Annotated in this window: 27 protein-coding genes, 1 tRNA gene and 1 pseudogene; 25 read left to right on the forward strand and 4 right to left on the reverse strand. The window is 64.4% G+C overall.

The features are described 5' to 3' along the window. The first annotated feature begins 410 nt into the window (after positions 1–410). Together AKJ09_RS40825 and AKJ09_RS40830 are read left to right on the forward strand one after the other, a co-directional pair. Positions 411–1,610 (forward strand): trypsin-like serine peptidase, encoded by a 1,200-nt coding sequence (locus tag AKJ09_RS40825; protein WP_146653245.1) that lies wholly within the window; start codon positions 411–413, stop codon positions 1,608–1,610. A 735-nt stretch (positions 1,611–2,345) separates the two neighbouring features. Beyond that, positions 2,346–2,747 (forward strand): hypothetical protein, encoded by a 402-nt coding sequence (locus tag AKJ09_RS40830; protein WP_146653246.1) that lies wholly within the window; start codon positions 2,346–2,348, stop codon positions 2,745–2,747. A gap of 19 nt (positions 2,748–2,766) precedes the next feature. Here AKJ09_RS40830 and AKJ09_RS40835 read toward each other — a convergent pair whose 3' ends face one another. Further along, positions 2,767–3,006 (reverse strand): hypothetical protein, encoded by a 240-nt coding sequence (locus tag AKJ09_RS40835; protein ID WP_146653247.1) that lies wholly within the window; start codon positions 3,004–3,006, stop codon positions 2,767–2,769. 37 nt (positions 3,007–3,043) lie between these two features. Here AKJ09_RS40835 and AKJ09_RS53675 point away from each other — a divergent pair, with 37 nt between their 5' ends. From AKJ09_RS53675 to AKJ09_RS40845, 3 genes are read left to right on the forward strand one after another with little or no spacing between them, the layout of a single operon-like run. Further along, complete coding sequence (locus AKJ09_RS53675) at positions 3,044–3,235, forward strand: hypothetical protein (RefSeq protein ID WP_169928270.1); 192 nt, start codon at positions 3,044–3,046, stop codon at positions 3,233–3,235. Positions 3,236–3,295: 60 nt separating this feature from the next. Beyond that, positions 3,296–4,591, forward strand: coding sequence for a PIN domain-containing protein (locus AKJ09_RS40840; RefSeq protein ID WP_146653248.1), 1,296 nt, complete (start codon positions 3,296–3,298; stop codon positions 4,589–4,591). 60 nt (positions 4,592–4,651) lie between these two features. Further along, positions 4,652–6,040: an AbiJ-related protein gene (locus AKJ09_RS40845; RefSeq protein ID WP_146653249.1), complete on the forward strand. Its 1,389-nt coding sequence runs from the start codon at positions 4,652–4,654 to the stop codon at positions 6,038–6,040. A gap of 31 nt (positions 6,041–6,071) precedes the next feature. On the opposite strand, the gene AKJ09_RS40850 is transcribed toward AKJ09_RS40845, so the two are convergent. Next, positions 6,072–6,317, reverse strand: coding sequence for a hypothetical protein (locus AKJ09_RS40850; protein WP_146653250.1), 246 nt, complete (start codon positions 6,315–6,317; stop codon positions 6,072–6,074). Between the two features lie 871 nt (positions 6,318–7,188). On the opposite strand from AKJ09_RS40850, the gene AKJ09_RS40855 reads away from it, so the two are divergent. The 20 genes and pseudogenes from AKJ09_RS40855 to AKJ09_RS56425 form a co-directional block, all read left to right on the forward strand. Beyond that, positions 7,189–7,560: a hypothetical protein gene (locus AKJ09_RS40855; protein WP_146653251.1), complete on the forward strand. Its 372-nt coding sequence runs from the start codon at positions 7,189–7,191 to the stop codon at positions 7,558–7,560. 277 nt (positions 7,561–7,837) lie between these two features. Next, complete coding sequence (locus tag AKJ09_RS40860; RefSeq protein ID WP_146653252.1) at positions 7,838–8,020, forward strand: hypothetical protein; 183 nt, start codon at positions 7,838–7,840, stop codon at positions 8,018–8,020. Next, positions 8,020–8,301 carry a hypothetical protein gene (locus AKJ09_RS40865; protein WP_146653253.1) on the forward strand — a complete coding sequence of 94 codons (282 nt, stop codon included), beginning with the start codon at positions 8,020–8,022 and terminating at the stop codon, positions 8,299–8,301. Before AKJ09_RS40860 ends, AKJ09_RS40865 begins: the two co-directional genes overlap by 1 nt. Positions 8,302–8,382: 81 nt before the next feature. Next, positions 8,383–8,955, forward strand: a complete 573-nt coding sequence (locus tag AKJ09_RS40870; protein ID WP_146653254.1) for a hypothetical protein — start codon at positions 8,383–8,385, stop codon at positions 8,953–8,955. 7 nt (positions 8,956–8,962) lie between these two features. Beyond that, positions 8,963–9,193, forward strand: coding sequence for a hypothetical protein (locus tag AKJ09_RS40875; RefSeq protein WP_146653255.1), 231 nt, complete (start codon positions 8,963–8,965; stop codon positions 9,191–9,193). 58 nt (positions 9,194–9,251) lie between these two features. Then, complete coding sequence (locus AKJ09_RS40880) at positions 9,252–9,545, forward strand: hypothetical protein (RefSeq protein WP_146653256.1); 294 nt, start codon at positions 9,252–9,254, stop codon at positions 9,543–9,545. Then, entirely contained in the window at positions 9,542–10,828 is a 1,287-nt protein-coding gene (locus tag AKJ09_RS40885; protein ID WP_146653257.1) for a LexA family transcriptional regulator, read from the forward strand. The genes AKJ09_RS40880 and AKJ09_RS40885 overlap by 4 nt, the downstream gene beginning before the upstream one ends. Next, the gene (locus AKJ09_RS40890; protein ID WP_146653258.1) at positions 10,825–12,258 is read left to right on the forward strand and encodes a replicative DNA helicase; all 1,434 of its coding nucleotides are present in this window, start codon (positions 10,825–10,827) and stop codon (positions 12,256–12,258) included. The genes AKJ09_RS40885 and AKJ09_RS40890 overlap by 4 nt, the downstream gene beginning before the upstream one ends. Positions 12,259–12,382: 124 nt before the next feature. Further along, positions 12,383–12,598 carry a hypothetical protein gene (locus tag AKJ09_RS40895; RefSeq protein WP_146653259.1) on the forward strand — a complete coding sequence of 72 codons (216 nt, stop codon included), beginning with the start codon at positions 12,383–12,385 and terminating at the stop codon, positions 12,596–12,598. 160 nt (positions 12,599–12,758) lie between these two features. Further along, a complete protein-coding gene (locus AKJ09_RS40900) occupies positions 12,759–13,286 on the forward strand; it encodes a helix-turn-helix domain-containing protein (RefSeq protein ID WP_146653260.1) in 528 nt (175 codons plus the stop codon). Between the two features lie 88 nt (positions 13,287–13,374). Beyond that, on the forward strand, positions 13,375–13,563 hold the full coding sequence (locus tag AKJ09_RS40905; protein WP_146653261.1) for a hypothetical protein: 189 nt from the start codon (positions 13,375–13,377) through the stop codon (positions 13,561–13,563). Beyond that, on the forward strand, positions 13,560–13,886 hold the full coding sequence (locus tag AKJ09_RS40910) for a hypothetical protein (RefSeq protein WP_146653262.1): 327 nt from the start codon (positions 13,560–13,562) through the stop codon (positions 13,884–13,886). The genes AKJ09_RS40905 and AKJ09_RS40910 overlap by 4 nt, the downstream gene beginning before the upstream one ends. After that, positions 13,883–14,635, forward strand: coding sequence for a hypothetical protein (locus AKJ09_RS40915; protein WP_146653263.1), 753 nt, complete (start codon positions 13,883–13,885; stop codon positions 14,633–14,635). The genes AKJ09_RS40910 and AKJ09_RS40915 overlap by 4 nt, the downstream gene beginning before the upstream one ends. Positions 14,636–14,637: 2 nt before the next feature. Beyond that, positions 14,638–15,468: a phage protease gene (locus AKJ09_RS40920; protein ID WP_146653264.1), complete on the forward strand. Its 831-nt coding sequence runs from the start codon at positions 14,638–14,640 to the stop codon at positions 15,466–15,468. Positions 15,469–15,510: 42 nt separating this feature from the next. After that, entirely contained in the window at positions 15,511–16,548 is a 1,038-nt protein-coding gene (locus AKJ09_RS40925) for a hypothetical protein (protein WP_146653265.1), read from the forward strand. A gap of 46 nt (positions 16,549–16,594) precedes the next feature. After that, positions 16,595–18,529, forward strand: coding sequence for a hypothetical protein (locus AKJ09_RS40930; protein ID WP_146653266.1), 1,935 nt, complete (start codon positions 16,595–16,597; stop codon positions 18,527–18,529). Beyond that, positions 18,529–18,732, forward strand: a complete 204-nt coding sequence (locus AKJ09_RS40935) for a hypothetical protein (RefSeq protein WP_146653267.1) — start codon at positions 18,529–18,531, stop codon at positions 18,730–18,732. Before AKJ09_RS40930 ends, AKJ09_RS40935 begins: the two co-directional genes overlap by 1 nt. Positions 18,733–19,010: 278 nt before the next feature. Beyond that, positions 19,011–19,166 (forward strand): plasmid mobilization protein, encoded by a 156-nt coding sequence (locus tag AKJ09_RS40940; RefSeq protein ID WP_146653268.1) that lies wholly within the window; start codon positions 19,011–19,013, stop codon positions 19,164–19,166. Positions 19,167–19,240: 74 nt separating this feature from the next. Further along, positions 19,241–19,585: a hypothetical protein gene (locus AKJ09_RS40945; RefSeq protein ID WP_146653269.1), complete on the forward strand. Its 345-nt coding sequence runs from the start codon at positions 19,241–19,243 to the stop codon at positions 19,583–19,585. A gap of 586 nt (positions 19,586–20,171) precedes the next feature. Beyond that, positions 20,172–20,894 (forward strand): annotated as a pseudogene (locus AKJ09_RS56425) (tyrosine-type recombinase/integrase); the annotation flags it as partial. 144 nt (positions 20,895–21,038) lie between these two features. Here the strand turns inward: AKJ09_RS56425 and AKJ09_RS40955 are convergent. Both AKJ09_RS40955 and AKJ09_RS40960 read right to left on the reverse strand, forming a co-directional pair. Then, a tRNA-Gly gene (locus AKJ09_RS40955) sits at positions 21,039–21,114 on the reverse strand. A gap of 845 nt (positions 21,115–21,959) precedes the next feature. Beyond that, complete coding sequence (locus AKJ09_RS40960) at positions 21,960–22,481, reverse strand: hypothetical protein (RefSeq protein WP_146653270.1); 522 nt, start codon at positions 22,479–22,481, stop codon at positions 21,960–21,962. Positions 22,482–22,502: the final 21 nt, after the last annotated feature.

Consider the following 22,502-nt stretch of genomic DNA (forward strand, 5'->3'; position numbering starts at 1 on the left):
GGCAAGGGCATCGACAAGCACCTGACGCTCTGCCGCCCGGTCTTCGGGCTTCTGCCGTTGGGTGCTGCCAGCTCCTCTTCGGCCGGGCTCTCGTCTCCTTCACGTGGCGGACGTCGACTGCCGACAAATAGCGCATGATGCCTAGCAAGTGCTACCGGGACCGCCGACCCGTTGAGTGCTGGATCGCCGTACGTCTGAACACGTACGTGGCGACCGAGCGCAGGACTTCCGCGACGCGCCTCTTAAAGAGCCGTCACGTTGAGCGGGGCGACCGTGTCATCTTCGACCGCCGAGCATTCGCAACTGGCCCCGATGAATTCGCGTGTTGCGGTTTGCAATACGTAATCTCACGCATTGCCGCGTGAAGGTGAGACGCTCTAGAATTCCGCATTCCTACTGCGGAGAAATAAATGAGGAAATCGATCTGGATTCTATCGAGTCTCACCGCCGGTGCACTCGGTAGCGTCGCGTGCGGCTCTGACGTTGCTGGTACCGAAGACGTCCGTGTTGCTTCATCTGCTGAATCGCAGCGATTCCTCGCGGCGCAACCGTCGTTCGTTGACGAGGTGGGCAGGCGGTGGACCAAACGTCGAGACGTTGTGTACAAGGATGTCAGCTTGGCGGACCTCAAGGAGGTAGAGGAGCGTCAAGATTCACTCGATCCGATAAAAGACGTCGCCGACATGTCGTTGGACGAAGCGTTGAAGCTACTTGCGCCGGTTCGCGAATTCGGTGGTGCCGAGTTCGTCCTCGACGATGCAGACGCGACAGAATTTGTGCTCTCGATTCAGGCCGTCGCCAAGGAGCAGCGCGAGTCGGATCGCATCGGACTCTCTGGCGCACCGAGTGCGGGACCCTCGAAGGCTGATAAACGTCCTGGCGACGAAAGCATCGGGACGTCGAAACAGTCCCTCGTCATCGGTCCTTACGATGATCGATTCAATATGAGCAGTAATGCCAACACATTCCCGTATAACCTGCATGGTTGGGGGGGGACCACCGCGGATCCCTGGTGTACGTGCGTCAAGATGATCAACAATCATACTTGCGTCACCTCTGCGCATTGCCAGTTCGATGGCACAAGCTGGCTCATGCGTCGACAGATTACGTTTCAGGCAAGCTCATCTACCCCGCTTCCGCCGGTAGATGCGTCTTGCTACACAAGGACGTACGCGGCGGGATGGAATAGTTCAAGAATTCGTAATTTTGACTTTGCGGTTATCGCGTTCCACAATTCAACGTCGTTCTGCTCGCTTCCTAGCTACAACGTTGGGAATTTTGGATGGAATACTGTCGGGAACGGAGAATCGAACATCCCCGTATGGGTGTCCGGGTACCCCTTCAACGACCGTCCTCCCGGCTGGTCCTACCCGGCGCTCGCGTGGGCGACTTGCAGTGGCAATCAGCCGACAAGCAACAGCGCGCTCCTCAACCATGTTTGTGACACGACAGGGGGGCAGAGCGGCACAGGCGTCATCAAGAACTTCTCATCCAACGACGTCCGAATTCTTGGCGTCCATTCTGGCGGTGGGGTTGGCGGGACGTATAATGAAGCGGTGCGAATGACGTCTGCCCTAGCTGCGTGGGCTACATCCGTTGGGGGTTCTTGAAATGAGCATGAGCTTTAGAACGATCCTCTTGCGACTTGGTGGCGCGGTGATCTTGGTGACCGCGTTCGTCGCATGCGGCAGATCGAGTGACGATACCGGTCAAGTTGGCAACGCCTTGCGGGCCTGTCCGGGAGCGGTACCTCGCGAATCCGTTCAGGAAGCAAGCCAGTGCCCCTACATCTGGAGCGAGCAGTGCTTCCAATCCGCGCAAGCAGCCTGTGAGTGCGCAGGGTGCCCCGCGACTTGCATCACGTTTGAATCCGTCCCCACGCAGATTCAGTGTCCCGGTGACGCTTCTGCCGGCAGCGACAGCGGAGCAGCCAGCGACCCAGGACAACCTCATCCGTAGTGCGTGTGAACGGTCTGTCGAACGCAAGGGGAGAGGACCGCGGGGGGGGAAATGGGACGCGGAAGGTGGGGCGGCTTCAAACGTCCTGACAGAAGAACGCTCCCATCCTCAGGCTGGACGTCGAACGGTGACTTGCCTTCGACAGATCGATTTGGCGCACCAACGTCCGACGCTGGGAAGAGCTGCTCTCGGTGCCCATTCCGAGTGAGTTCCGCAGCCACGCGCTCTGCGACCGTGGCGCCGGTAACTTCGATCTCCGTTGCTGGGGCGGCGTCCTCGCCGCCCCAGAGGCGGTACTACAGGGCATCCTCGAAGCAGCAGGCCAGCCAGCATTGGACGAAACCTGATCTTTGCCTCAGCCACATCGCCGTCTATACGAAGTCGGTATGACACTTCAGAACACGATCGAGAGTCTTGCGTCGTCCTTCGCTACGAAGATCATCGCAGCTCTTCGTGAAGCGAACCTTGCCGAGCTGGCCGAGGTTGCCGGCCACGAGGTGGGCAACGGGCGCGTCGTCAAGGTGACCTCGGTGCCGAAGGGGAAGGGCGGTCGCCTCCCGCGTCGTTCGGCGGACGACCTTAACGGGATGATCGAGCAGATCGCGGGGCTCCTCGCCAAGGAGGTCGCTGGCCTGCGTGCCGAGCAGATTCGCGATGCGCTTGGCGTCGACAAGAAGGAGCTTCCCCACCCAATCCAGGAAGGTCTGGCGTCAGGCCGGTTCGCAAAGAGCGGCCAGAAGCGAGCCACCGTGTACACCCTGGGCAAGGGCAAGAAGGGGAAGAAGTAACGCCCAGGCGTCTCGTGGGCTACCGCAGATCGAACGCGGCCGTCTCCAGTTGCGCCACGAGTGCGGCTTCACGTTCGTCGCGTACGTAGACCAGGACTTCGCGTCCGTCCGAATCGACTTCGCCTCGCGGCTTGGCGGACCAGCCGAGACGGGGTGGGATGGTCACGTCGGCCGCCATGGCTGCGGGGACGCGAACTTGGAGCGGTTCGCAGTGGAACGCCGCTTCTGCTTCTTCGGGGCAGCCGATTGTCGAGAGCACGCAGCAACCTCCTCCGGCGCCGGCCGATGGAGGACGCATGCTCCCTAGCAAGTACGTCCTCTATCAGTGCCAACGGCTCCTCGAATGCTCCGCGCTCCGAACGTCTGATCACGTCCGGATGGATCTCGAAGGAGAACTCCTCGCGCTCTTCCTTGCGCAGGCGAGCTGGGACCGGCCAACGTGGAGGAACGTCCCGACGATCAACGTGAGGGAGCTGGGGCGAGCCTAGGGAACCGACGTCGCAGCGATCCTTCGTACATACCGCCAGCAGTAGGGGTACGATGTTATCGTGGCCGACGACTCTCATTCGCGCTCACTGTTCCGCCCCTTTGCGACGAATGCCGTGCAGGCATTCACCCCGCTCCGCACCAAGGTCGACACGAACACTGCCCTGGTGGTGCTCGACACGAACGTGCTTCTCGCGCCTTACAAGACCAGCGCGACGGCGTTGAACGAGATCAGGCGAATCTACACACAGCTTCGGAGTGAGAAGCGGTTGGTGATTCCGGCGCAAGTCGCTCGTGAGTTCGGGCGCAACCGTCCGAACCTCGTCGCAAGTCTGTACAAGCAGGTCGTCGACTTCAGAACGCTCGCGATCAACGGTCGTTACGAACCTCCGCCGGTGCTCCAAGAGCTGCCCGAACACAAGAAGGCACGAGAGGCGCTCGACAAGATGCAGGAGGCGTTGAAAACCTTCCGGTCCTCATTGGATGCGCTCGCGAATACAGTTGCGCAGTGGCAGCACACCGATCCCGTGCTGGATGTCTACGAGCGGCTCTTCGACGGCTCAGTCGTTCACGAACTCGCAATTCCGGCCGAAGAAGTGGAGAAGATGCGGAAGGATCGATACGAGGCGAAACTGCCACCCGGATACAAGGACAAAGGGAAAGACGATGGTGGCATCGGAGACCTTCTCATCTGGCTGACTCTGAAGCAAGTCGCCAGACAGCGAGAACTCGACGTTCTCTTCGTAACGGAAGATGCGAAAGAGGATTGGTTCCATAGAGCCGGGGACACGCCTGTATTCCCTCGCCATGAACTCGCCCTGGAGTTTGCCGAGCATGTGTACGGCAGAGCCTTCGGCCAGACGAACCTTTCCGACTTCTTGCGAACGTTCGGTGCGAAAGAGGAAGTCGTCGCAGAGGTTCGCGAGAACGAGAGGGATCCATTCACCCAGGGCGCGAGAGCCGTTCAGCGACGAATTTTGAATCACATAGCGAGCGTCGCGACACCGGATGACCACTTCGCTCGGCAGGTTCGGGTTCCTCACTTCAGCTTCTCATACGCCTCAGACAACGCTGTTTGCGGTGCCATTGTCGTCGAGGACGGATATTCGAGCACTGAGCTTCAGACGCGAATCAATAGAGCCGTGCTGCATGGCCGAGAGATGAAGGTGTCCGAGTTTGTCGTCGTCCTAGCGGTTGATGGCGAGTACGTGGCTCACCTCAGTAGATTTGCCGAGATGTTGAGCTTTGCCGACTCGGCAATCTTAGTGCACGGGTGGGAGACGGGGTTCGTCACGTTCTTGAATACGGCAAAGCATCCGACGCTTCGTCGGGCGTTTGAAGTGAACACTTCCTTCTAGGCTTCGCGCGTTCTGTCGGCCAGCGACGGAACGGTTTCGCTTCATATTTCGAGATAAAGGATGGATCTTCAACGCCTTCGTTCGTTGTTACGTGACGGAATCGGGGATCTGAAGGACCTCACGACTACGCCCAACCTGAACGAAATCACTGACGCCCTCGGCCTTCCGGGCCCCGTCGAGGCGTCAAGCAAGCGGTTACGCCTTCATGGGGCCGTCGATGTGGCGCCCGAGGCGACGCTTCCCGATGTCGCTCGACGGTTCCTCGAACAGTACCCGCCAGTCGTCAAGCTTCGTGACGAGGTTCAAGAGATCATCTGGTCGGATCCTTTGACCCCACGGATCAACAAGCGCGTTCGACGAGAGTTGGCGACGGTAATCGACAAGCTTGGCTTGTTCGATAACGCGAAGGGCCTCGATAGACTTCTCGATTCACTCTTCAATATTGGGCCAACGCTCGACGAGGCCTTTCTTGGTCAGCCGTCACTTGCCGACCACATCGCACGGAACGTCTACAACAACCCTGGTCAGTGGTCCGCCGAGCAACTCTTTGAGGAGGTCGGCGCGTTGGACTGTAGTGACGCACGCTTCTGCCGGCTGCTTGAAGGACTAGCCTCTGCTGACGTTCGACCCGACGTGAGCGATCAACGCCGAATCGCACAGGGCTTGAGTGAGGTGCTGCGCACAGCCAATGGCTCGCTTCGCGAGGTTCGGGAGAAGGACGGTTACCCTGAGTTTTCTGTTGCGCTGATTGGCGCGAAGCCTCTCCCGAAGCCGAAGAACCTTATCTTTGCATCGCGCAGTCGACCAGACCTGCGCTTTTCAAGCGCCGTAGACAACGACGTCGAGGTTGTGTCGAACGTCGATGACGTCCTCATCTGCGACAAGGAGGTCGATCATCGAGGCATCCGGTGGCGTGACCTTCAGGAATGGTGGGCCCAACGCGAAGGGCTGGTTGAGACCCCGGATGCAGCAAAGGAAACGCTCTACAAGCGCCTCCTGGAGATCCTTCCGTCAAACTCGCCGCCTCAGGTGTTCCTCTTCAAGGCTTTCTTCCGGATCTTCCGCGCGGCTGTGCACGACCTACCGGCATTGCTGCCTGAGGTCTTGCTCCACTGGGACCCCAAAACGGCCCGCGAACGTGGGAAGGATGCGCTCACGCGTCAGCGTATGGACTTCCTCATGCTGCTGCCGCACAACGTCCGGGTCGTCTTGGAAGTGGATGGCAAACAGCACTACTCTGAGGAAGACAAGCCGAGTCCGAGGCTCTACGCGACGATGGTATCGGCCGATCGCGATCTGCGACTAGGCGGATACGAGGTCTATCGATTCGGTGGGTACGAGCTAGATGGCTCTCCGCAGGCGATCGCTATGCTCACGGAGTTCTTCGGTCGGTTGTTCCGCCGTCACGCGGTCACGCTTCCGCAGGCGAGTCAACGGGCCGGCGACTAGCTCCGCTTTTCTTCGTGACCTCGGTGGGTTCTCATCGACTCGTGCACGTCGCCGTGACCGTCACGCTCCCGTAGGGCGTCTGACGATCGGACTGCCGTGAGCAACGCCACATATGGCGTCCGTCCTCGGTGTGCCCGGTGGCCTGGTCTTCACGGTCCGCCGGCGTCGAGTTCAGGTAGTGGCAACGTCCGTCCGAGATGACGTCTTCGCGGTCGTCGCAGAGGGCCTCTACGTACGGCTCTTCGCCGACGCCGGAGTCCGGGACCGTCTCGTCCACGGCGAAGACGTTAGCCGTCGAGGTGACTTCGTAAGATGCGGATGAGCTTGACCCGTCCGGCTGGCAGGCCTGAAGAGCCGACACAAGGGCCCAGGGCGGCCGGGAGTGCCCCACGACCAGCCCCACGAGTATGGGGTAACGGGGCGTCACTGTCTGTAACGCCACCCCCCCTGCGTAGCCCGTGTTCAGGGCGGATTTTTCAGAGCGGGGCACGGGATTCGAAACCAGGTCAAATAGGCCCTGAAACGGCGCGCGCGAACGGACCTCGCGATCGCTCCGAGACGTCACCGGAGCTCGGAAAAACAGACTCCGAACGGTGCGCGCAAACCGAAGGCTCGTTCGCCTCTTCGACGTCCGAACCGACGACGAGTCCGCCCAAAACCCAACGAGCGAATCCGGAACACGTAGACCCCGATTCAGCTCTTCGCGCCGCCGTCAAGGCCGCTGTCGATGCCGGTGATCTAGCACGTGCTGAGGCGCTTCTCGCGGTCCTGAAGTCCTCGCCGAAGCCTGCGCAGGTGATCGCGCTGAGGAGCCGGAAGTGAGTGCGCGTGCATCATGCACGTTTCGTTACCGGTTAGCGCGACGGCGCAGCACGTTTTCCGAGGCGCGGCGCGCTCATGATGTGATGTTACATCATTGTCAACAGCGAAGTGCACGGCCGCGGTCGATTTTCGTGGACTGTCGCCGTCGCTTCCCATATCTTGCAGCTGACCATCGGAGCAGTGCCACCGGTGGTAGCGGGCTTCGGCTCGTTCCCCGTGCGTCGCATGCGAGCCGACACACGGGAGGCGTCGCGCGGTCGACGTGCAAGCTCGTCATACCCACGCTTGCGCGCTGGTCGCGCTGGCGTGGCGTTTCCATTCCAACCGTGAAGGACGACCCCATGATGATCGGTGTCGAAACCGCTATTCGCGCGATGGTGCGCGAGGAGCTTGTCCGCCTGCTCGGGCCGTCTGCGGCTCGTCCCATTTACTCGACCGAGAGGCGCGAGCTCTATCCGCCTGGCCGCTACAGCGACAACGACGTGAAGGCTCGCCGCCAGGCCCGCGACCGCATCCGCCAGGTGCCCGGTTACGAGCACGTCGGCCTCGTCTACTCCGTGAGCGCCGAAGCGTACCGGCAGCACTTCGCCAAGCCCACGCGCCGCGTAGAAGCGCCCGCGCCCGCCAACACGAACGACGAAGCGATCGTGGCCGCCGCCCTCGAAGGGCTAGGCCTGCGCTCCACGCGCGTCGCCTGACCTGACCTGACCGACAGCTCAATCACTCGAGGCGCCCGTCGGCGCCAAGGCACACGTCGGCGCCAAGGCACACGTGCGCCCGCGGCACGCCATTCACTGCACACCGGAGAAACCAGCATGAGCGACGATATCCGCATTATCCAGCACAGCGCCGTCTTCGGCCGAAAAGAGAAGGCGGTGCGTTCCTTCCGGGTCGGCAAGGTCGCGCCGTACGCGCAGTACGAGCGCGCTTTCAGCCTCTCCTTCGTCGAGCCGCGCAAGCGGAAGGAGCTACTTCATGGTGACGGAGGACAATCTCCGCTACTTCACGATCGAGAAGAACGGCGAGACCGTCTACGACTCGCGCACCGACGTCCCGTGCGACATGGAGAAGTGGGCCGAGACGCGCGCGAAGTTCGAGAAGCACCCTCCCATCACGATCGTTCACCACGGCGCGGCCGACGCGGATGTGGCGCGGTGATGAAGCAGCTCTCTCTCCCCACCGGCGAGCCGCCTCGATCCCGCCATGTCCGCCTCGACCGTGGCGTTCCGCTCGTCATCGGCGAAGCGCGCGACGCTCTGCAACAGGACCACTGCGGATGCGGAAAGCACTCCGACTGCGTGGTGCTTCGTGAAGGGCGTCACACGTCCACGTCGCTCGACTACGACGGACTCGTGATTCGCATCCAGGTCCCCGGTCGTCCGGAGACGCTCTGCCGTCCCTGCTTCGAACGGGAGGCGGCGGTCCGTGGCGTGAGCTGACGAGGCCGAAACCCCCGAGGTGGGAAATTCCCAACTCGCCTTCGGGGGTCGCGCCGTAGGGCGGCGCCTGACGAGGCCGACATGAGCAACGACGACGTGGCGCGCGTCTCGGCGAGGGCGCGCGCGCTGAGTGACCTGATACACGAGTGGACCGCCGACGCGCGGACCGATGCCGACGCGCACGCGATCGAAGCGCTGCGAGCGGTTGAGGCGTGCCTACTGAGTGCCGACGAGGACGGCTTCGCGAAGCTCGGTGAGGCCGCGCGCGCCGTGCTGAACGCGAAGACATCAGAGGCACACCGCACACTCGATCGGCGTGCTCGAGCCGCCTGCGAGACGATCGCGAAGTACGCCCGAGGCGAGGCGCCGAAAGACGCCGTAACGCGCGCCGTTCTCGCGGTCGTCGCCATGCTCTCGCAGCATCCGGACGCCTTCCCCGCCGACCACGAGCGCGCATCCGCCGCGGTCGAGATCGCGCTCATCGACTGCGCCGCTCGCGGCACGTCGCCGATGGGTCGGGTGCTCCGAGCGTGGGGTTGTGACGAGCGCGCCACCGGCACCGCGCTGCGGAACGTTCAGCGTGAAAGCAAGGGCCGGCGACAGAAAATAAAATGTGTCGCGGTCGATAGGGACGACGAGCCGAGCGATGGATGATGCGTGCATGGCGCACACGATCCTCATCGCGAACCAACTCGCCAAGCTCGCCTCGGTCAGTCGTCAGACCGCGATCAAGGCAATCGCCTTCGGCCTCGAATCGGTCTGCGAGCAGCCGGCCCAGCGCATCGCGGAAGCCGCGCGCGTGCTCGGTCTCGAGTTGCCCCGTCCCCCGACCGCCGCTGAGCGCCTCGCTGAGCTCGTGGCGATCACCCATTCCCAGCTGGCCCACGGCTGAAAAGCGAAACGCCGCGATCCCCGACAGGACCGCGGCGTCAATGAACCCGGAAGAACACATGCAGCCTACCGCAAAGCAGCCGGAAGTCCAGCGCTACACGCCCGTCCTGTCGACGATGCGCGGCGAGCTCGAAGAGGCGCGGCGTCTGCTCGCCGTCGCCGGCTTCGAACGACTCGAGATCGATCTCCTCGTGCCGATGGCGCCGCTCTTCGACATCGAGTGCGCGCTTGGCGCTGGTGACGTCGCTGGCGCGCACGGCCGTCTCGCCGAGCTCGCCGAGCTCGTCCCTCACGTCCTCACGTTCGCCCGGTCGGCGCGGGATGTGCGGCGCGACCTGGAGTGCTTGGGATGACCACGCTCGATCTGCTCTTCGCCGTCCGTGACCTGAAGGACGATCGTCTGCGCGCGGTCCACCGCTCGGTGCTGGTCGGGATCCTGATGTTCTGGAACAAGCGGATCAACGCCTACGACCCGACGACGCAGCAGATCGCCGACGCCATGGGCCTTGGGCGCTCGTCCGTGCATCGGACGATCACCGAGCTTCGGCAGTGGGGAGTGCTGCGCGTGACGATTCGCGGCGCCCACCGCAGCTCCCTTTACGAGCTCGTGGTCTCCGGTCGGAATTCGCTGCACGCCGAAGACCATTCAGCCGCCCAAGCCCCAGACCTCTCGGAGCGAGACCTCTCGGAGCAAGAGGTCTCGGAGCGAGAGGCTAGACCTCTCGGAGCGAGAGAGGTGACCTCTCGGAGCGAGAGGCTAGACCTCTCGGAGCGGGACCCTCTGAGGATCTCTTCTGAAGATCTCTTCCTGAGGATCTCTCCTGAGGACAAACAAACAGACGTCGCTGACGCTCCGGTGTTCGTGGTCGAACCGGCCAAGGTCGAGACCGAGAAGCCGGAGAAGCCGAAAGCCGAGAAGAGCGCCAAGGCGAAGCCGACCAGGGCCCAGGCGAGACGCGACGAGAAGGCCGCATCCCAGGCCGCCTACCGAAAGGCGTTCGAGGAGGCGAGGCTCGAGGTGAGGCAAACGCTTGTCGGTGAGCTGGCGCCCATCAAACCGGCGCACGTCGCCGCCAACGATGCCGATTGTGGCGCCGCTACTGGGTCACCAAGCGCGTTTCAGTCGACGAAGCATCACGAAGCTGTCCAGACGCCCGCGGCGAGCCCTGAAGCGTTCCAGCTCGTGACGTCCGAAGGCGCCGACCCGAAGACTCCCAGGCCCGAGCGCGAGGTCTTCGAATACTGGCTCGCCGGCTGGCGTCGCGTCGTGAACGGCACGCGCCCGCCGGTCTTCAGCGATGGCCGACGTAAGAAGATCCAATCACGGATTCGTGAGGGTTACTCCGTCGCCGATCTGAAGCTCGCGTGTGACGGCCTCTGGGCCGACTCCTGGTACGTCGAGAAGCAACAGCACGACATCGATCTGGTCTGTCGCGACGCGGTGCACGTGGATCGCTTCATGGCGAAGGCGCCGCCGCCCCCGATCGTCGAGCCGCCGCCGATCGAGTACGGCCCGCCCGTGGTCGGCCCCGAACTCGCCGTGTGGCTCGAAAAGCTCCGCGCAACCTTGCCTGACGAGCCGGTCGATCCGTGGCTCGTCGATCTCACCGCCTACCCAGAAGCCGAGGCCTCATGAACGCACCGCACTTGCACGTGGTACCCGACGATCGAGACGACGCCGGAGCCGGCCGACTGCCGCCGCATGATCTCGCTGCCGAGGAGGCCGTGATCTCCGCGGTGCTGCTCGACCCCGATGCGCTCCCGCGTGTCGACTTTCTCGAGCACGGGCACTTCTTCAGCGAGAAGCATCGCCGGATCTTCGAAGCCGCTCGGAACGTGAAGGCCAAGGGCCTGGTCGTCGACACGACGACGGTGGCGACGGAGCTCAAAGACAGCGGACGGCTCGCCCAAGTCGGTGGGTCCGCCGGCATCCTCGAGCTACTCGACGCGAGCCCGGCCGTGGCCAACGTGCGCGACCACGGTGTGATCGTGTTCGACCGCTGGCGGCTCCGCGCTGGACAGAACCTCGCCCGTCGAATCATGGCGACGGCCTACGAGACGCCGGACGCGCAGGACTACCTCGATCGCGCTCACGCCGCGTTCGTCGGTCTCGCACGGCAGCAAGCCGGCAAGAAGGTCGAGACGAACGCGGAGAGCATCCGACGAGCGATCGAGGAGATGCGCCAAGCGGCGGTCGATGGGACCGACCCCAAGCGCCCGCGCGGCATCCTGACCGGGATCGCCCCGCTCGACGCGATGACGAACGGGCTACAGCTCGGGACCAAGACGACCGTGGTCTCGAAGCCGGGCGGGGGAAAATCGGTCTTCGGTCTCCAGGTCTCGACGCACGCCGCGCGGTCTGGCGTGGGCGTGATCCTCTTCTCGACCGAGATGAGCAAAGACGAGCTCGTGGATCGGCAGCTCGCGAGCGTGGCCGAGGTCGACTCCCGACGCATCGCGCTCGCACGGCAGAAGCCGACCTACACGCCGGCTGAGTGGTCGCGAATCACGCAGAGCACGGCGGACCTGTTCCAGGCGGTGAAGGGCCGGCTCGTCATTCACGACGATCCCAACGTCACGGTCGAGGACGTCTGCACGCGCGCACGAGCGTACGCCGACGAGCTCGCCGCGAAGGGCGTTCCGCTGGGCCTCGTCGTGGTCGACTACGTCCAGCGATTGCAGCCGTCTGCGAAGTTCGACGGCAAGCGGAACTCCACCAAGACCGAGGCCGTATCGCACGCGACCATCGCGCTTCGAAACCTCGCCGAGGAATTGGGCGTGGCCGTTGTCGAGCTCGCGCAGGAGAAGAACCTCGGTCACGCGAATGGCAAGCCGAAGAAGCCGGAGATGGGCGACGCCGCGGAGTCGTTCCAGATCGAACGCGAAAGCCACCTCGTCATGTACTTGTGGCGACCGAACGATCGCGACCGGGAGAACGTCAAAGGCCTGGTCGTGAAGAACCGGCGCGGCGAGACCGGCGAGATCGATCTCGTATTCGAAGGGCAGTTCGCGCGCTTCCGCGCGGCCACGTACGGCGACGCCTTTTCAGGGTCGCGGGCCACATGAAGCGGCTGATGCGGCTCGGCTACTCGCGACGTGCCGCCGAGCGCTGGCTGGCCCGGCGTGAGGAGGACATCGCCGCCCGCATCGTGCGCCGTCCTGGCAAGCCGGCGGGGAGGACGCGGCCGCGATGAGTACTTCGGAAGTACGCATCGAAGAAACGCCGGCAAATCCTGAGGGGGGAATTTCCGCCCTCACCGCGAAGCGCACGTCGGACGAGCCGAGGTGGCTCGTCATGCTCCAGGGCTTCCGCGGTGGCGGCGAGACGTTGCGCGTTGTCGAGGTGATGCACCGGCGTGGCGGGGCGTCAGGTGGCGGGGCGAGCAGGCGCCACCCCGGGGCCTGACAGGAAAAGGGCAAGGGGGGTGCATGGCGGGGCTACCTCAGATTTTGTGCGCGCAAACCTGAAATCAAGCCGTTCACCGCCCGACAGTGAACGACGGTTCACACCATTTACGGTTTCGCGTTCACCCGACTTAGAGCGGGCGTTCACCAGGAGGACAGGCATGGGCAAGGACACTTCGAGCGTTGAGTTTTCGAGCGAGGGGCAACGGCTGCTTGTGGCGGCCATTCTTCGGGAACGAATCGGCCCCTCGCGTGGCTCGCAGCTCCTGCATGGGAAGGGCAGCGCCGCGGAGGTGGCCGAGCGCCTTGGCGTCGGAAAGACGTACGCGCACTACCTCATGACGGGCGAGCGAGTGCCAACGATCGAGCGCGCGGAGGAGATCGCCGCGGAGTTCGCGATCGCGCCGTGGACGTGGACCGAGGAGCCGTGGACTCGCGACTCGTCCGGCAAGTGGGGTCCGCCTGATCCGCTCGACGACGACCAGGGCGACGAGCCCGAGGTCGCCGTTCTTCCTGCGGATGGCTCTCTGCTCTCCCCCTGGCTCCTGCGCTTGATCCGCGACGGCGTGACCGGCATCGACCACGACGACGACGAGACCGAGCGCACCGCGTCGGTGATTGCGGCAACCCTCGTGGCACACCCCGCGATGCTCGGGGACGTGCTCGCCGCGCTGGCGAAGTACGCGTGAGCGTCACCTTCTTTTGTTGGGCGCTCAGGGTCGAGCGCTGACGACTTCTTTTGTTGAGCGCCCAAGGTTGAAGGAGGACCGCTAGGAAATGATCCCCCCGCCCGTCACACCGCCGTCCACGCCGACGTTCACCGAGACCGAAATTCGAGTCGCGGCGGACGAGCACCACGTCCATTACGACACGATCGTGAAGGCGCTCGCGGGCCTGCCGGTTCGCGGCTCCGCTGGCGTCCGCGCGTCCGCCGCCGTCGCCGCGCTTCGAGGGAAGGTCGCTTGAGTGAATATCGAGATCTGTGCGCCTCCGGCGGGTTCGTCTCGCTCGATGGCTGCCAGCACATGCCCGAGTGCAGCGACCGCCGAGATCCGGAATCGCTGCTGATCGCAGCCGAGGAAGAACGCGAAGAGCACGCTCGCCTCTCCACGATGGCCGCGCAGCTCACGTTTCCCGAAATCCTATCGATCCAGCTCGATCGCGCACGCTTCTCCGTCGCTTGGATCGCGATGGCTCTGGAGGCCACTCAAGAAGAGGCCGCCGAGGTCATCGCGCGAGCGAAGGCAAAACTCTCACCCCAACACCAAACGCAGGAATTGACCCAATGACCGACAAGATGACCAAAGCCCTCGAGAACTTCGACACCGCGCAATCCAAGGCAAGCGCTGCGCAGACTGCACGGGATGCCGCCGTTGCCGAGTACGTTCGCAATCCCAGCGACGCGACCTCCGACGCGGCGCGCACGGCGATGCGATCCGTCGACGATGCGCAGCGTGATCTCGAACTCGCTACGGCCTTACGAGATGCGGTCGTCAGCGAGGCGCGCGCCGCGGAGCTTGCGGCAGTGAGGGCGGAGCTCGCAAAGCGCGAGGCGGCATTCAATCCGATCGACATGCTCACCGACTCCGATCGCGAGCTGGCTGTGGAGATCGGTCTTCTCAGTGATCGCCTTCACTCGAGCCTCGTCGCCAAGCAGTCGGCAATCTTCGCCGAACATGACGCGATCAACGAACTTCGTCGACGAACCGGAATCCCGATGAGCAATCGTCCGTCTGACCAAACAGACGCTGCCGCTCGCGAGTGTGCGCGTCTCGCCTGGGCCGCGCAGAGCGGGAGCGATTGGAAAAGCGGAGTCGGCTTCTTCGTGCCACCCATGTTCGCCGCCTCCGTCGCCGGCGGCACGAGCTGGAACGACGTTCGGCAGAACGTTGGCGAGCTCGCCGATGCGCTCGTCGCTCGTGTCGAGGCGCGCCGCTCGGCTCCGGCCAAGGCGAGCAAGACGGGCGCCGTCGTCGCCAAGGTCGCAGCGACTACCGGCGTGCTTGCGATGCTCGGAACGCTTCTGGCGGGAGGCTGACCATGAAAAAGCGAATGGCATCGATCCTCAGCGTCTCCTCGGCTCGGTCGCTCGTCGATCGCCTAGGCCCCGGCAAGGCGCCCACGGCATTCCGAATCTGGGCCGCGGGCGAGAACACTCTCGACGACGGGAAGATCGTGGTCTTCTCCGCGCGGTCGGCGGAGATGCTCCTCAAGGAGCAGGACGCACGCGGTCGCCTCTACTCCTTCGACTACGACCACCGATCGACGGAGCGGGACGTGTCTCCGGAAGCCGGAGCGGCCGCAGGCTGGCACCGACTCGAGGTTCGACGCGACTCGGCCGGCAATCCGGAGCTGTGGGCGACGGCTTGCGATTGGACCGAGGCGGCGCTCACGGGCCTCACGGCGCGCACGCCTACGTGGCGGTACTTCTCGCCGACCTTCTTTGTCGATGAGAAGACGGGCGAGATCGTCTCGTACGTCAACTGCGCGATCACGAACAATCCGCTGACGCACGGCTTGCCGTCGCTCGCGTCCGCCGCCGGCAAGGGGCTTGCGATGGCTCGAGCTCGTATCAAGCTCCTCGCCGCCAAGGCCCGAGCCACGGCCCCCGTCATGGCGTCCGCACTCGAGCGGCGCGTGACCAACGCGGAACGCATGCAGGCAGCTCGCGGCAAGCTCGAGGCGTTGACGGCTCGCGCCACGCGCGTGGCGAGCGACGATGGTGTGGTCGCCGAGATCGATCGCGCCAACCGCGATTGGATGCGGAGCATCGGCAAGGAGGGCCGCGTGACGCGTTCGAGCTGCGTTTCTGTCTCTGACATCGAGCGCGCGGGGCGGAACGTGCTCCGGACGATTCCGGGGGCGACGTGAGCGCGCTCTCGACCATCACCCTTTCATGACGGAGTTTGATCGATGAGTTCCTACAGTGGCAATCCCGCAACCTGGCCCGCGTCGTTCCCGCTTCCCTCGGACTTCACCCCGCCGTCCGCCGCAGTCTTCAATGTGCCGTACGAGGCGCTTGCCGACCGCACGGCGTGGCTGAAGGCTCAACTCGAGGCTCAGATCGCCGCGACCAACGCGATCCTGACACCGCTCGCAAGCCTCGCCGCTCTGGCGGCCATCCCCTCTCCGACGAACCGGACGGTTCGCTTCGTCGACAGCTTCGGCTTCTTCATCTTCGATTCGACGAAGAGCGCCGGCGACGCTGACGACCCGTTCTCCGTGGCGGCCTCGGACGGGACGTCAGGATTGTGGCTCCACGAGCTCTTTGCAACGTTCAACGCCGCCGGCGGCATCCCGCGAATGACCATCGCGAAGGATCTCATCGTCATGAACCCCGGTTACCCGGTGTTCCAGACGTACCGCTCGTCGGTGAAGTGCCTGTCCCTTCACGACTATCGGATTACGGAGCTGAACCAGACACGCTCGAGGTCGGCCAGCTTCGTTCCCTCGTACGCAAGCTCGAGTCTCTTCGGGGGCGGCCCGGCACCTTCGACCGGCGATGCGTCATTCGCTGACGGGGTCTTTACGTTCAAAAACGCCCCCGGAGCCCCGTTCACTCAGGGGATCTCGATCAACCTCGATCCCTACGTCCACAACGGCGCTCTTCTTTCGAGCGTCAAGGCTCAGGTTCAAGGCGCCGCGGCGCACGCAGGACTACCGACGTCGCAGGTAAGTGTCGGCGTGTTTCGCAAAGCGAAGTTTACGGCGGGGCTGACGTCGCTCGTGTCAACGGGCGACTTCGTGACGGATGCCCAGGCAACGACGGCGGCATACCAGACGGCGCACGCGCTCACGCTGACGCCCAACCAAAACAACACGATCGACAAGTCGAACTACTCCTACTCGATCCAGATTTGGAACGAGTGGGGAACCAACTCGCTTCTCGGCCTCCAAGTTCTTGGGCTCGAGCTGACGCACTCCAACATCCAGGACATGAGGTTCCCGTGATCGCGCGGAAGCCCTCTATCCACTGAACATCGAAAGCGAGTGATCCATGGCAGTGCGTGAGACCAAGTGGGTAGTGACGATCGACGGAAACGCCAAAGAGGCGAGCGCCGAGAGCGTCGCCGCGCTGAAGGCCATGGCGGCCGAATACGAGACGAACAAGCAGGGGCTTGCGAATCTCAACTCTGCGCTGAAGGCCTCCGGCAAGGGTAACGCCGAGGTCACCAAGGGCATCAAGGCGCAGATCGAGCAGCTTTCGGCGCGACAGGCCGTGCTGACCGCGGGCGCTGCGAAGCACGGGCAGAGCGTGCAGTCGATCATCAAGAACGCTCGCAAGGAAGCTTCGGAGCGAGAGAAGGCCGCAAAGCAGATCGCGGCGGCGGAGAAGGACCGCGCCGCGAACCAGGCGAAGGCCTACGGCCTGCTAGGCGGCGGGGCCGCCTCGCTCCGTTCCAAGCTTCTCGCGTACAAGAGCGTCTTGAGCCAGGAGGGCGGGAAGGAGGCGCTCCTTCAAGCCGGTTTCGAGGGCGCCGCGGCTGGTGCTGCAGCTCTCGGGGTCGCTGGTGCTGCAGCCGGCGTCGCGCTCGCCGCCAAGCTCGCGATGGGCATCGGCGAGGCCGCGGTGGCACTCAACAAATGGATCCTGCTCTCTGCGAGCGCTCGCCAGGATATGCAGCTCCAAATGCAGGCGTGGGTGGGGACGGCATCGAACGCCCGGAACCTCGCCGACCAGATCGACGTGCTCGGGAAGAAGGTCCCAACGTCCACCGAAGGGCTATCGAAGCTCGCGATCGGCCTCCGTCAGGCAGGCATCAGCGGCGCCCCGCTGGTCGACTCGCTCAACGCTATCGGGCAGGCATCGGCCGCTCTCGGTGACCAGGCCGGCGGCAAGCTGCAGGAGTTCATCACCCGGTATCAGCGCATGGGGGTCATGCAGATCAACCCCATGGAGATGATGGGTACGGGCCTGAACTTCGACGACGTTGCCGGAGCGCTCGCCAAGCAAATGGGCACGTCGATCGAGAAGGCTCGTGCGGCGCTCGCCACGGGCCAGGTGAAGCTCGGTGACGGAGCGAAGGCGATGCGCACGGCGATCGAAGACAAGTTCGCCGGCATCAATCTCCGCAAGCTGTCGGACCTTTCGACGGTCTCCGAGCAGTTCGGCAAGCGGCTTTCCGCGCTCACGAAGGACGTGAACCTTGAACCGATCTCGCGCTTCCTGGACCGCATCTACAAGACGCTGGACGAGTCGTCGACGTCGGGGCAAGCGCTGAAGACGCTCTTCGAAGGGATCGCGAAGGCCTTCGGAACGAGCCTCGACAAGAACGGCGATTGGATCGAGTACGGCCTCAAAGAGGCGATCATTTGGACGCTCGACCTCGCGACCGACATGGTTCTGGTCAAGAACCGGATCGAGAACGCCTTCAACGACGGCAGGTCAGCGGCCGAGAAGTTCAACGCGATCCTCGACACGACGAAGGCGAGTCTGAAGCTAGTCGGCGGCCTGTCGGTCATGGCGGTCGATCCTGCCCACGGCATGAAGTGGGCGGCGGAGGGCGCGAAGGGCATCTACGACGCGGCTACCCGCCCGTCTGGCCCTGGAGCTCCGGCGCTTCCAGCGCACGCGGACGGCGGCATCGTCGTGAGCATCACGCAGGGGTTCGCGTCCACGAAGCCGCTACCGGCACAGCTACCGGCACACGCTTCCGGCGGCCTCGTTACGGGGATCTCCGGTGGCATCGCGGACACGTCGCCGTTGCCGGCCTCCGGCGAGGGCCTCGCGTCGATCGGCATGGGCGAGGCGATCGTGCCTGCGTCGATGGTTCGGTCTTCGGGCGCGGCCCCGTCGATCACGATCGGGGACATCCACGTGCAGAGCGACAACGCCGACCCGGCCGCCGTGGCGCGTGAGGTCAAAGACAACATCATCGATGAAATCCTGCGAGCGCTCGACATCTCAAGCGCTCAGCTCGGGGTGACGTGATGGGCGTGCTCATCGAGACCGACTGGCGGACGCGGCTAGAGCTGCATCAGTACGCGGCCGCTCTCGAGGAGCCGGTCGCTTGCCGCGCTTTCCGAGCGCGGCAAGGCAATTCCCCGGAGAAGCCCAAGACGCAGGACGTTCGCCTGAGGGAAGCCGTGGACCGGCTCAAGAACGCCGTCCAGGTGGGCAGGAAGCGGGCGTGAGGAGGTGAGCCGGTCTCTGTCGCCAAGGGACGAGATTGGTCCGTACTCTGGCCCGTATCAACAGTGATTCCGACAACTTGTCTCTGTCGCCAAAGCCGGTTGCTTGGCGCATTCGGTACGTGCGGCAAGGGTCGCTCACCCCGACGGACTGCGACTTTCCGCAGTTCCTCCACGAGACTGCCGGCCGTGGCGGCACTCTGGCGCGCGCCAACCGAGGGCAGCGGAAAATTTGACAGCGGCGCCTTGACCCGGGTGCAAATGCGGTTCATCTTGGGTGCATGGCTTCGATTGAGCGAACGACGCAGACGAAGATCCTTCTGTCCGAGGAAGAGAAGGACGCCTTGAGGGAGCTCGCCGCCGCCGCCGGAATGTCGGTTAGCGACTACCTACGGCAACTCATCCGCCGCGAACACGCGAAGCTCCAGAAGCGCTGAAATGAATCGCGCCCCGGCGGTGGCTAGACCGTCGAGGCGCATGTGTCTGAACCCCGTTGAAAGGAACTGACCCCATGACCGTAGCACCGACTGCTGACGCGTCCAACATTCACGCTCGCGAGCTCCGCACGCTCATCGCCCGCGGGGTCGCCGCCAGCGAGGATCAGAGCCCCGCCGCGTTCGCGATGGGCGCGCTCCTAGCGCTCTCCGAAGACCTGCACATGCTCGTCGAAGTGTTCGGCGACGATGACGCCGTGGCGGTCCGTCTGCGCACCGCGCTCCACCGCCTCTCCGAGCGTAGCGCCGCCTCGTACGAGCTCGCGGCGAGGTTCGCGGACGCGGAGCGCGGCGAGCCCATCACGAACGAGGTGGTCGAGGTTTGCACGCTCGTCGTGCAGACCGAAGAGGTGCCGTCGTAGGCCGAACACTCCAGATTTTCTGGAGTGTTCGTAAACGCCCTAGGAACGCGCGACGCGCGGGTGGATCTGCCCCCCCGCAGGCACTCCGCGCGGCGCGATCCTGGGGCATCGTAGACGGTAGTTTCAGCTGTAACTAATCGGAGAAACGACCATGGGAAGGCCAGCTACAGGGTCGCCGCGTTGGGACGCGGCCAAGGGCATGTGGACCGCGAGGATCACATTGCCGAACGGCGAGCGGAAGCCGGCGCCTCTGCCAGGAATCCCGAAGTGCACCGCGGTCCCGATGGGCTCGCCGGCGTCGTGCCCGTGCGCGAGCTGCGTTCAGGCTCGACGCGTTGCCAAGCTCCTCTCCGACACGGCGAGGGACAACGGCATGGTGCCGGAGGGGACTGGCGAGTCGTGGAACGAATGGCACCCGCGTTACCTCGCCGTCCACAAGCGTCTCGGCAAGACGACCAACGACATGAAGGGGCCGGCCGCCAAGTGGATGGGGAAGCGGCTGGGCGCAACGCCGATGGCGTCGATGACGCGCGCGCAGATCGTAGCCGTTCGCGATGCGATGACGGCCGCGGTCCTCGCCGGAGAGATGAGCGCCAAGCGGGCGCTCAACATTTGGAGCGACGTCGTAGTCGCGCCGCTCTCGCGGGCGTTCACCGACGACGATCCGAGGTACAGCAGCGTGCGCGTGGGGCCGGCGAGCGCGAATCCGACGGCGAACGTGAAGCCGCCGGTGGGGAAGGAGCAGCTCGACGAGGATCGCCGGGAGCGCCAGCCGCTTTACCCTCACGAATTCGTCCGCGTGGTGACCTGCGAGACCATCCCGGTCGCTTTGCGTCGCGTCTACGCGGTCGCGACCTACCTCTACCTAAGGCCGCAGGAGCTCTACGCCCTGCGCTGGGCTGACGTCGACTGGGCGGCGCGCGAGGTCCGCATCCGCCGGAAGCTCAATCCCCGCACCGGCAAGGAGCGCCCCGGCGCGAAGAGCGATGCCGGCGTGCGAGAGGTCCCGATCCATCCGCACCTGATGCCGCTCCTTGAGGCGATGCACAAGGAAGCCGGCAAGCAGGACTCCGAACGACTCGTGCCCCGGTCCAGGAGGCTGACCGACAAGCTAGCGTCTGGCACTCGCGAGGCGTTGACGCTGGCCAAGGTGGCGCGGGCCGAGCTCGTGGACGGAACACCCGACCTGATGCCGTTCGACTTCCGGTCGTGGCGCACGACGGGGTGCACCTGGCTCGCGATGCTCGGCACCGACTCGTACGTGATCGCCATGCAGGCCGGGCACAAGTCGCCCGACACGACGTGGGGCAGCTACATCAAGCGCGGGCCCGACCTGAGGCAGCGCTACGGCGAGCCGTTCCCCGAGCTTCCTGCTGAGCTCCTGGAGACCGATCCGGGTTTTGGATCCGTTTCGGTTTTCGGTCCAGAATTACCCCCGGATTTCCGAGGGAAATGGAGCGGGGCACGGGATTCGAACCCGCGACATCCAGCTTGGGAAGCTGGCACTCTACCAACTGAGTTAGCCCCGCAGAGTGAGTACGTTTCGTAACCTTTCGCGGGCCGCGCTGTCAATCACCGCTTTGCGCTTTGCGCTCGGCGCAAAGGGAGGCAAGGCGTGCGGGGAGGGAGAAGCCCGACAAAAAAAGAAACGGCTCGGGAGCAACAGCCACGCTCGCCGGAGCGAGCGAGAATCCGTGCTACCCGAGCCATCCCGCCTGTGCGGCGCCCTGGGAGCTCTCTTTCGGCTCCGGAGGCGTCGGCCCTCGGGTCTGGGGCTCAGCGAAGTAAGCGGGGCATCGACGCGTGTACGGCGAGCACGATGGCTACGCCGGCATCCGCGTGAGCACGCTCACGGTTACGACGACTGACCTCCCAGATGAGAGCCACTACGATTATGCATGTGTTTTCCTCCTCCGGCGTGCCGGCGCCCGCGGGCCCAGCGGTCCTTCCCGAAGGGAGAGGCCGCCGCCTCGCGCAGACGTTTCGTCAGGGGTCTCTGCATGCTTGTGCTCGCGAACGAGCTCCACACTCTTCGACCCGATTCGTGCCGCGGCCGCGAAGGTGTCCCTTCGCCGGACCAGCCCGGGAACATGTTCCGGACGCAGCGCCACGAAACTCAGTCTAACACGCAGATCCGAATGCGGCAGGGGGTGAGCTCACGTTTGCGCGTGCACACACGCACCGCCACCACACCGGGAATATTTTCTTCGTCACCGCAACGCGCGCGCCAAGTCGTGAATCATCGCGGCGAGCCTGGAAGCATCCTGGAAGCCCACTCGAAGCCACCGGCGCCGAGCTCCGCCGCTGCGTCGTGCGAACGCGGCTCGCCGGCGAGGCCACCGTGATCACTTGATGTCGCCCGTTCGGGAGGCGCTCAACGCGTAACTGACGTCGCACGGCAGCGCCGTATACTGGCCCCCGAGGCGGTCGTCTGGTCACTGCAGTCCGAATCGCTCGTCGTGCCGAAGTGGTAGGCAAGGGTGCCGGCGAACGAGCTCGTCGTGGCCGGATCGACGGCGAGCCCGGAGGTGGCGTCGCTGAGGACGACGTCGAGCGTGTCCTCGCGCGTGACAGTGCAGCCCGCAGCGTGGCTGTCGGCCGCGCGGACGACGTCTTGGCCAGTCGAGCGAAGGACGGCGTGGGCGGACGCGTCGACCGTTCCCGAGACGGGGAGGCTGCCTTGCACCCAGTAGAGCGTGGTTGCTTCGTGGCGCAGGCGGATGTCGAACTCCCACGGGTTCGAGGCCTGTCCGCAGCTGTTCGAGACGAGCTTGGCCGTCACGTGGAAGGCGCCCACCGGCTCGCCCGGATTGTACGGGTCTTTGCCGAGGCAGGAGGGCGCCGAGACCAGCAAGGCGGCCAAGAACATCCACGCCGTGCGATGCGGGTGTGCCATGCGTCCGAGGCTTTTGGTATC

The sequence above is a fragment of the Labilithrix luteola genome, from assembly GCF_001263205.1.
In the GTDB taxonomy this organism is placed as follows: domain Bacteria; phylum Myxococcota_A; class Polyangia; order Polyangiales; family Polyangiaceae; genus Labilithrix; species Labilithrix luteola.

Coding starts and splice junctions, on each gene's coding strand:
- AKJ09_RS40860 (WP_146653252.1), top strand. CDS start 7,838: ATGGTGACGGAGGACAATCTCCGCTACTTCACGATCGAGAAGAACGGC.
- AKJ09_RS40825 (WP_146653245.1), top strand. CDS start 411: ATGAGGAAATCGATCTGGATTCTATCGAGTCTCACCGCCGGTGCACTC.
- AKJ09_RS40960 (WP_146653270.1), bottom strand. CDS start 22,481: ATGGCACACCCGCATCGCACGGCGTGGATGTTCTTGGCCGCCTTGCTG.
- AKJ09_RS40905 (WP_146653261.1), top strand. CDS start 13,375: ATGATCCCCCCGCCCGTCACACCGCCGTCCACGCCGACGTTCACCGAG.
- AKJ09_RS40895 (WP_146653259.1), top strand. CDS start 12,383: ATGAGTACTTCGGAAGTACGCATCGAAGAAACGCCGGCAAATCCTGAG.
- AKJ09_RS40925 (WP_146653265.1), top strand. CDS start 15,511: ATGAGTTCCTACAGTGGCAATCCCGCAACCTGGCCCGCGTCGTTCCCG.
- AKJ09_RS53675 (WP_169928270.1), top strand. CDS start 3,044: ATGCTCCCTAGCAAGTACGTCCTCTATCAGTGCCAACGGCTCCTCGAA.
- AKJ09_RS40900 (WP_146653260.1), top strand. CDS start 12,759: ATGGGCAAGGACACTTCGAGCGTTGAGTTTTCGAGCGAGGGGCAACGG.
- AKJ09_RS40875 (WP_146653255.1), top strand. CDS start 8,963: ATGGCGCACACGATCCTCATCGCGAACCAACTCGCCAAGCTCGCCTCG.
- AKJ09_RS40845 (WP_146653249.1), top strand. CDS start 4,652: ATGGATCTTCAACGCCTTCGTTCGTTGTTACGTGACGGAATCGGGGAT.
- AKJ09_RS40945 (WP_146653269.1), top strand. CDS start 19,241: ATGACCGTAGCACCGACTGCTGACGCGTCCAACATTCACGCTCGCGAG.
- AKJ09_RS40870 (WP_146653254.1), top strand. CDS start 8,383: ATGAGCAACGACGACGTGGCGCGCGTCTCGGCGAGGGCGCGCGCGCTG.
- AKJ09_RS40920 (WP_146653264.1), top strand. CDS start 14,638: ATGAAAAAGCGAATGGCATCGATCCTCAGCGTCTCCTCGGCTCGGTCG.
- AKJ09_RS40930 (WP_146653266.1), top strand. CDS start 16,595: ATGGCAGTGCGTGAGACCAAGTGGGTAGTGACGATCGACGGAAACGCC.
- AKJ09_RS40935 (WP_146653267.1), top strand. CDS start 18,529: ATGGGCGTGCTCATCGAGACCGACTGGCGGACGCGGCTAGAGCTGCAT.
- AKJ09_RS40890 (WP_146653258.1), top strand. CDS start 10,825: ATGAACGCACCGCACTTGCACGTGGTACCCGACGATCGAGACGACGCC.
- AKJ09_RS40865 (WP_146653253.1), top strand. CDS start 8,020: ATGAAGCAGCTCTCTCTCCCCACCGGCGAGCCGCCTCGATCCCGCCAT.
- AKJ09_RS40940 (WP_146653268.1), top strand. CDS start 19,011: ATGGCTTCGATTGAGCGAACGACGCAGACGAAGATCCTTCTGTCCGAG.
- AKJ09_RS40830 (WP_146653246.1), top strand. CDS start 2,346: ATGACACTTCAGAACACGATCGAGAGTCTTGCGTCGTCCTTCGCTACG.
- AKJ09_RS40915 (WP_146653263.1), top strand. CDS start 13,883: ATGACCGACAAGATGACCAAAGCCCTCGAGAACTTCGACACCGCGCAA.
- AKJ09_RS40885 (WP_146653257.1), top strand. CDS start 9,542: ATGACCACGCTCGATCTGCTCTTCGCCGTCCGTGACCTGAAGGACGAT.
- AKJ09_RS40880 (WP_146653256.1), top strand. CDS start 9,252: ATGCAGCCTACCGCAAAGCAGCCGGAAGTCCAGCGCTACACGCCCGTC.